The sequence below is a fragment of the Mesorhizobium sp. M0500 genome, from assembly GCF_040321165.1.
Lineage (GTDB): Bacteria > Pseudomonadota > Alphaproteobacteria > Rhizobiales > Rhizobiaceae > Mesorhizobium.
Window position 1 is genome coordinate 21,045 of sequence record NZ_JAMYRB010000046.1, and the last position, 6,745, is coordinate 27,789.

Here is a 6,745-nt window from a genome sequence, read left to right on the forward strand (position 1 = left end):
CAGGAGCCACTTACAATCCAACCCCGCATCACAGGTCCTTCTCGACGATCGGTTCTATGCCCATCGTAGTCTCGCCACGGCTGAAGGCGACCGCGAGACGGAAGCTGTGAGCTATGCGCAGTGCGCGGTCCATGAACAGCGCCGCAACCTCGGGTGGGCAAACACGGCGCACCGTTGCGCGAAACAGCTTTAGCCAACGCCGGAAATGCGCGACTCCAAGGCCGGAGATCGCCAGGTGTGGCGGTAATGGACGGCCTTCATAACGGGACGACCGGAGCAGCGTAGCGGACCAGAAGTCGCACATCTTAGCCAGATGGCGCGGCCAAGCCTCAGGATGGATAGCGTTATGAAAGATGGGGCCGAGAAGGTCGTCGCGGCGAATCTCATCATAAAAGCCGTCAACCACAAGACGGATCATGGCCTCGTCAAGCACGTCTGGCAACGGGGCACCACCGATGACGATCGTTCTCTTGCTCCGACCATTCGCAATCATGTGCATGCTCTTAGTTTTCGAAGACCCAAAGACCTCAAATAATTCCCACACTCAAACAGCTCCGCAACGCACCGAGTGAAGTCGCGTCCACGATGACGATTGATGCATTTGCTTCAAAGGAGGTCTTCGTCGGTATGGGTCGGAATCGCACCTTAAAGAAAGATTGTCAATATCTCTTATTGGCGGGCAGCTCGGCTAGAGGGCCGGTCGGCTATTTAATGAGAGCGGAGTTGCAGGCATTCGCGGGCGGTGTGCGCCGGAACGCCATCAGTCAGCAGATGCGAAACATTGGCCGAGCAATGACCGCCCAGGAAATCGAGGAGCTGCAGCACGCGGCCTTGGTGACGCGATCTGCGGTATGCCTGCACGACCGCTCTATCGTTGGCCGGCTGCGTGCTGCAGCCGTGCGATCAGGTCGCGGTTGCGGCAATAGTCTGGCGGATCGTCAGCTTGCTGGTGTTCATCAAGCCAAGTCGAGCATTCATCCTGGTGCCCGCAGGAGCGACACCGGTCGACCGCTCGATTGGTGACGGCAACATGGTCCGGAACGACCTTCAAATATTTGTCGACGCCGAGCTTCTGCATCATGCGGCTCATCAAGGCGGTCCTGGCGTCAACTGAAATCAGGTAGTCGAGAAAACTCATGTCGTTTCGCTCCCGTTTTCTGGCAGATCATTGCGATGTCGGCGACCGCTGCATTGATCTCGGTCAACAGGCGTCTCCCTCGTGGCGATATCTATCGTGCGTGCCTCAAGCGACGGGCGTGAAGGTCCTGATGCGACGGGCGGCTAATGCAAAATGAAGCGGTTGATGCTGCTCTCTTCGATCAGCGTACGCGTGACGCCGCCGAACGCCTATTCCCGCAGGCGGCTATGACCGCATGCGCCGGAAACCCTCAGGTCTGCATGAATCATGCGTGCGAACGCCACCAGCTGTTCGCCATCACCATCGCCGGAGATGAATTCGGTCCGCACCGTGATGCCGTGGTGCTCAAGAAAGACGGGGACGTCCGCGAGGCTGTCACAGATGCTTTCGTTGCGTTTAGTACCGATGGTAGCGACACGACTTCATTGGCCTTGGCCAGAAAAGGGAATGCATCGGCTATCGCTCGCCGCGCTTCCCGGGTGTCTTTCCAGGCAGCCAGCACGTTTTTGCCATGACATGTTCGACATTGCTTGCGGTGACCAGGACCGGCCGGTGCCGAGTGTCGAATTCGGCACCCAGTTCGGCGAGCCGCTTTTCAATTTCCGTTCGCTGAAACTGCATGATTTCACCTTCATGGACCAACCATGCCGTCGCCGGCCGCGAAGAGCTGCGGGACGTCTGCAGCCGCCAGGCCGATAAGGTGAGCCCCGAACCGTTCCGCAAGCTCGATCCCCAACTTCACCATGGCTGCAGGAGGTGCATCTACGGCAAGGTTTAAATAATTGACTTGTAGCACATTTGTGGTCGCCTTTCGCTGGAGCGTTTGGATGCTATGATGAGTGCTTCCGCCGGCACTCGACGCCTTGATGCGTGTCAAATGACGCTACTCACCGGATCCCGAACCTCTGACTATGCCGGTTTTTGCGTGTGCAGAAAGAGCGATGAATGATAGTTAGACTGCGTTGCGGGTTCCCTGATCAAAGGACTTGATTTGGACGACAAACAAACACGTGACCTGTCGACCGGCGTTCGCGCCGAAGGGCGGGTCGCGGCCGAACACGACCGGCTCTCCCAGATGTTCGAGCAGGCCCCTGGTTTCATGACCTTGATGCGTGAGCCGGGTCATGTATTCGAGCTGACCAATGCCGCCTATCAACGTCTGATTGGCCAGAGGCAAGTGATAGGAAGGTCGGTACGCGAGGCCTTGCCCGAGCTCGAAGGCCAAGGATTCTACGAACTGCTGGACCAAGTATACGAAACGGGCAAGCCCTACCGAGGTCAAGGCGTGAAGGTCGCCCTTCGCAACAAGGACGGCGAGCCGGTCGATGAACGCATCCTCGATTTCGTATATCAGCCCATCAAGGCTGACGATGGTCGCATCACTGCGATCTTCGTCGAAGGCACCGACGTCAGCGAACTCTCCTATGCAAACGCCGCACTTCGATTGCGCGAAGATCATTTGCGTTCGATCCTAGCGACAGTGCCCGATGCAATGGTGGTCATCGACGAACAAGGCCGTATTCAATCCTTTAGCACGGCTGCCGAAATGCTGTTTGGCTACCAGTCCAACGAAGTCATCGGTCAGAATGTCAATCTGCTGATGCCGTCGCCCTACCGCGAAGAGCATGATGCCTATCTTCACCGCTATCTGGCAACAGGGGAGCGCCGGATCATCGGGCTCGGTCGCACCGTCACTGGAATGCGCAAGGACGGCTCGACCTTTCCGATGGAACTCTCTGTCGGCGAGATGCATCCGGGAACCGGGCGCTTCTTTACCGGCTTCTGCCGCGACTTGACCGAACGCCACCTGGCGGAGGCGAGAATACAGGAGCAGCAGCTGGAGCTTCTCCACATGGCGCGGTTTACTGCGCTCGGCGAAATGGCCTCGACGCTTGCCCACGAGATCAACCAGCCGCTCACCGCCATTACGAACTACCTCAAAGGCAGCCGGCGGCTTCTCGAAAAAAGCACGGAAGACAACGCGCCGATGCTGAGGGAGGCCGTCGAAAAAGCAGCGGAACAGGCCCTGAGGGCCGGAGACGTCATTCGCCACCTTCGCGATTTCGTCGCAAGAGGCGAGAGCGAGCGCCAGGTCGAGCGCCTGCCGACACTGATCGAAGAAGCCTCGTCGCTGGCTCTAGTCGGCGCAAAAGAAATAGATGTCCGCGTCAGCTACAAGCTTGATCCCGCCGCCGAACTGGTCTTGACCGATCGCATCCAGATTCAGCAGGTTCTGCTGAACCTGATGCGCAATGCGGTTGAAGCCATGCAAGGCGTGCCACGCCGTGAGCTGCAAATCATAACCGTAGCCCGTGATGACGGCATGGCTGAGGTAAGCGTGATTGACACAGGCAAAGGTCTCACGCCTGAAGTCTCCGCCCAGCTTTTCCAGCCATTTGTCACCACCAAAAAGCAGGGCATGGGGGTTGGCCTCTCTATTTGCCGCACGATCGTCGAGTCGCACGGCGGTCACATCTGGGCTGAGGCAATGCCGGCCGGAGGAACCGCCTTCCGGTTCACTTTGCGCATCGTGGAAAAGGAAGAGGTCGCCAGTGGCCGGTAGCAATCTTGTGCATGTGGTCGACGACGACGTCGACGTTCGCAAATCGCTTGGTTTTCTGTTGGCGACGGCTAATTTCGCCGTGCGCTTGTACGAATCGGCGACAGCTTTTCTGGCTACGGCCACGAGCAGTCTTGACGGCTGCATCGTGACCGATGTGCGCATGCCCGGCATTGACGGCATCGAGTTCCTGCGGCAGCTCCGGACGCGTGGGCATACAATTCCGGTCATTGTCATGACGGGTCACGCCGACGTGGCGCTCGCTGTTCAGGCGATGAAGGAAGGTGCCGCCGATTTCATCGAAAAGCCATTTGACGACGAGGTGCTGATCGATGCGATCCGCTCCGCGTTGGACAATCGCAACCAGGCGGATGCGAGACACCCGCAAAGCGTGGAAATCCGCGGTCGTCTGGCGGGCCTGTCCGAGCGAGAACGACAGGTGCTGGACGGTCTTGTGTCCGGCCTGCCAAACAAGACGATTGCTTACGATCTTGGCATCAGCCCGCGCACGGTCGAGATCCATCGCGCCAATGTCATGAGCAAAATGGCCGCGAGCAGCCTGTCGCATCTCGTGCGCATGGCATTGGTCGTGGAATCCAAACGTTAAGGCGAGTCACTAAGAGACTTGTGGTTATTTGCCGGGATCCTATCCGGCATCCAATCGCGCCAGTGGGTCGGGTGGATGTCAACGCGTGTGCGGGTGGCGGCGTTCCTCCAGCCTTCCCGCTCCTTTATGCAAGGGAAAACAAGGGTATGTTCGCCGTCCTCGTCGAGGACGGCCAGTTCGAGCTCACGACCGAGCGGAGCGCTTGAGATTGGCTTCCACATCATCCCCTATGATGCGTGGGAGCGGCAGGCCCCGCCTTGATCTGGATCATTTTTCAGAAATCGCCCACTCCCGCCATCGATACTGACGGCGTGGCGCCCTGCGAACAACGAGGTGGGCTGGACATGGTCGTTGGCTCGTCGTCGGAAAACCGACTCCTTGATCGTGATCAATGACCTCCCTGGCCGCAGGGCTAGGATCGAGATTCAAAAGAGATCCGCGATGCCGGATATCAGAGTCGATGAAGCACGGCGCACCGTGCAGTCACGAAAACAGGAGATCGCGCCGATGCTGATCCGTACGCTTTCCGTCTTGGAATGTACGAAATTGCTAACGGCCAATCGTGTTGGCCGCTTAGCATGCGCGAAGGACGGCCAGCCCTATGTCGTCCCGCTGCATTATGCCCACGCGGACAATCACCTTTATGCATTTTCTATGTTGGGCAAGAAGATCGACTGGATGCGGGCCAATCCGCTGGTGTCCCTCCAGGTCGACGAACGCGGCCAAGGACGGGGATGGAGAAGCGTGGTTGTAGACGGCCGCTATGAAGAACTGCCTGACCAGATCGGCTGCAAGGTTCAGCGCGACTATGCATGGTCAGTGTTGAGCAAGCACGCCAACTGGTGGGAGCCGGGCGCCCTCAAGCCGGTCATGCCTCCGGTGTCGGACAGCGCGCCCCACGTGTTCTTCCGGGTCTTGATCGAGCAGGTGTCGGGCCGCGAGGCAAGTGAGTAGCTGTCTCCACTGCCGCGACGGCTGAAAGCGGTGGCTGGACCGGCGCGTAGGGAGCGGTTCTAGTAGTTTCCCGTACGGACATAACCGAATTTCGCCACGGGCCGATTAGCGCGATTGCTGTTCCACGGATCAACCGGGAAAACAGCCATGCACGCCTACACCAACTCCAGAGTTGCACTGCCGTCGCGGTCCTCCCAGCCCAACCTGCCGGAGGCTTTCGAGCCCGCACCGCTGCAACCACTCAGCTTCTATCCCGCCGGCGCGGAAATCTACGCCCAGGGCGAGAAGGCCGGAGCCTTCTACCAGTTGGAGTTCGGCGGCGTCCGCGTCTACCGCCTGCTTGCTGACGGCCGCCGGCAGATAAGTGCCTTTCACCTCGCCGGAGAGACATTCGGCTTCGAAGCCGGCACCACGCATCATTTCTTCGCCGAGGCGATCAATGCCACCGGTGTCCGCGTCTTCCGCCTCGCTGCTGGAGCGGACAACTCCCATCAGTTGCTGCCCCTGGCGCTCAAGGGGTTGACCAGAGCGCAGGAACATCTGCTGGTCCTCGGTTGCCAGAGCGCCATCGAACGCGTCGCGGCATTCCTGGTCGACATGGCGGAACGGCAGGGCGGATTGCAGCAGGTCGAACTGCCAATGTCGCGTATGGACATCGGCGATTATCTCGGCCTCACAATCGAGACTGTCTCACGGGTCTTCACCCGGTTGAAGGACAAGGGCGTCATCCGCCTGCTCAACCTGCGCAGCATCGAAATCGTCAGGCACGAAGCGCTTCATGCGATGAGCGAATGAGCCGCGCTCCGACTCCGGGATGTTCTAACACTTCAGACCAATTGACAGCGGGGCACCAAGAGCAAGATAGCAGCGCGGAAGACGATCTTGTTTGCCGCTGGAAGACTGAGGAAACAGCGGGCACGTCTGTCGGCGTTCAGGCTTCCGGAGGAAGGCATGGACCGGCACATGGCCACATTGCATCCGGACCGAATTCAGGCATCGATCGCCTCGCATGCCGCAGCAAGATCGGCGCTGGTCGCTTCGTGGCGGCGTTCGGCCTCGCTGCAGGCCTGCTCGGCCATGGCCAAGCCGTTGGCCAGCATGTCGAGGACGGGATCAGGATCGGTCTCGGATCGATGCCGTCGGTTCGAAGCCGGCTCGGTGCGTCCAGCGCGCTCAGCCATTGGTCAGGTTCGAAGAGAGCGGCACCAGGTTGCAGGCCAAGCGACCAGTTAAGCGGCAAGTTTTGCAAGCCGCGGCTCCGGCCTGCGGCATGACTGAAGAGCCGGCGCAGACGGTCCTGACTGAGGCCATTCAGCAGAACGTCGTCAAGCGCGCCACAAGCCTGGCCTTCGCGCGACGCCAAGGTGGGCATGGTCAGGCTCCTTGTTGAAGAAGCCCGCCATGCTCTGCCCCCGCCGAACCATCCTCAATGCGAGCGCGACGTCCGGTTCGTGATCTCTACCTCACCCCATGCGCCCATCCCGCG

Annotated in this window: 8 protein-coding genes; 5 read left to right on the forward strand and 3 right to left on the reverse strand. The window is 59.5% G+C overall.

Features of this window, described 5'->3' with window-relative positions; genetic code table 11:
- Positions 1–28: 28 nt before the first annotated feature.
- Both NKI70_RS32540 and NKI70_RS32550 read right to left on the reverse strand, forming a co-directional pair.
- A complete protein-coding gene (locus NKI70_RS32540) occupies positions 29–493 on the reverse strand; it encodes a group III truncated hemoglobin (protein WP_352726202.1) in 465 nt (154 codons plus the stop codon).
- Positions 494–868: 375 nt separating this feature from the next.
- Positions 869–1,138 (reverse strand): DUF6455 family protein, encoded by a 270-nt coding sequence (locus NKI70_RS32550; RefSeq protein ID WP_352593957.1) that lies wholly within the window; start codon positions 1,136–1,138, stop codon positions 869–871.
- Positions 1,139–1,284: 146 nt separating this feature from the next.
- Between NKI70_RS32550 and NKI70_RS32555 the strand changes: the two genes are divergently transcribed.
- The 5 genes from NKI70_RS32555 (at position 1,285) to NKI70_RS32575 (ending at position 6,054) form a co-directional block, all read left to right on the forward strand.
- On the forward strand, positions 1,285–1,653 hold the full coding sequence (locus tag NKI70_RS32555) for a hypothetical protein (RefSeq protein ID WP_352726205.1): 369 nt from the start codon (positions 1,285–1,287) through the stop codon (positions 1,651–1,653).
- Positions 1,654–2,153: 500 nt separating this feature from the next.
- Positions 2,154–3,701 (forward strand): PAS domain S-box protein, encoded by a 1,548-nt coding sequence (locus tag NKI70_RS32560; protein ID WP_352726214.1) that lies wholly within the window; start codon positions 2,154–2,156, stop codon positions 3,699–3,701.
- Positions 3,691–4,305 carry a response regulator FixJ gene (fixJ, locus tag NKI70_RS32565; protein WP_352726208.1) on the forward strand — a complete coding sequence of 205 codons (615 nt, stop codon included), beginning with the start codon at positions 3,691–3,693 and terminating at the stop codon, positions 4,303–4,305. The genes NKI70_RS32560 and fixJ overlap by 11 nt, the downstream gene beginning before the upstream one ends.
- Positions 4,306–4,812: 507 nt before the next feature.
- Positions 4,813–5,259 carry a pyridoxamine 5'-phosphate oxidase family protein gene (locus NKI70_RS32570; protein ID WP_352694184.1) on the forward strand — a complete coding sequence of 149 codons (447 nt, stop codon included), beginning with the start codon at positions 4,813–4,815 and terminating at the stop codon, positions 5,257–5,259.
- Positions 5,260–5,406: 147 nt separating this feature from the next.
- Positions 5,407–6,054 (forward strand): helix-turn-helix domain-containing protein, encoded by a 648-nt coding sequence (locus tag NKI70_RS32575; RefSeq protein WP_352694171.1) that lies wholly within the window; start codon positions 5,407–5,409, stop codon positions 6,052–6,054.
- Positions 6,055–6,248: 194 nt separating this feature from the next.
- Here NKI70_RS32575 and NKI70_RS32580 read toward each other — a convergent pair whose 3' ends face one another.
- Positions 6,249–6,440 carry a hypothetical protein gene (locus NKI70_RS32580; RefSeq protein WP_352726216.1) on the reverse strand — a complete coding sequence of 64 codons (192 nt, stop codon included), beginning with the start codon at positions 6,438–6,440 and terminating at the stop codon, positions 6,249–6,251.
- Positions 6,441–6,745 lie beyond the last annotated feature (305 nt).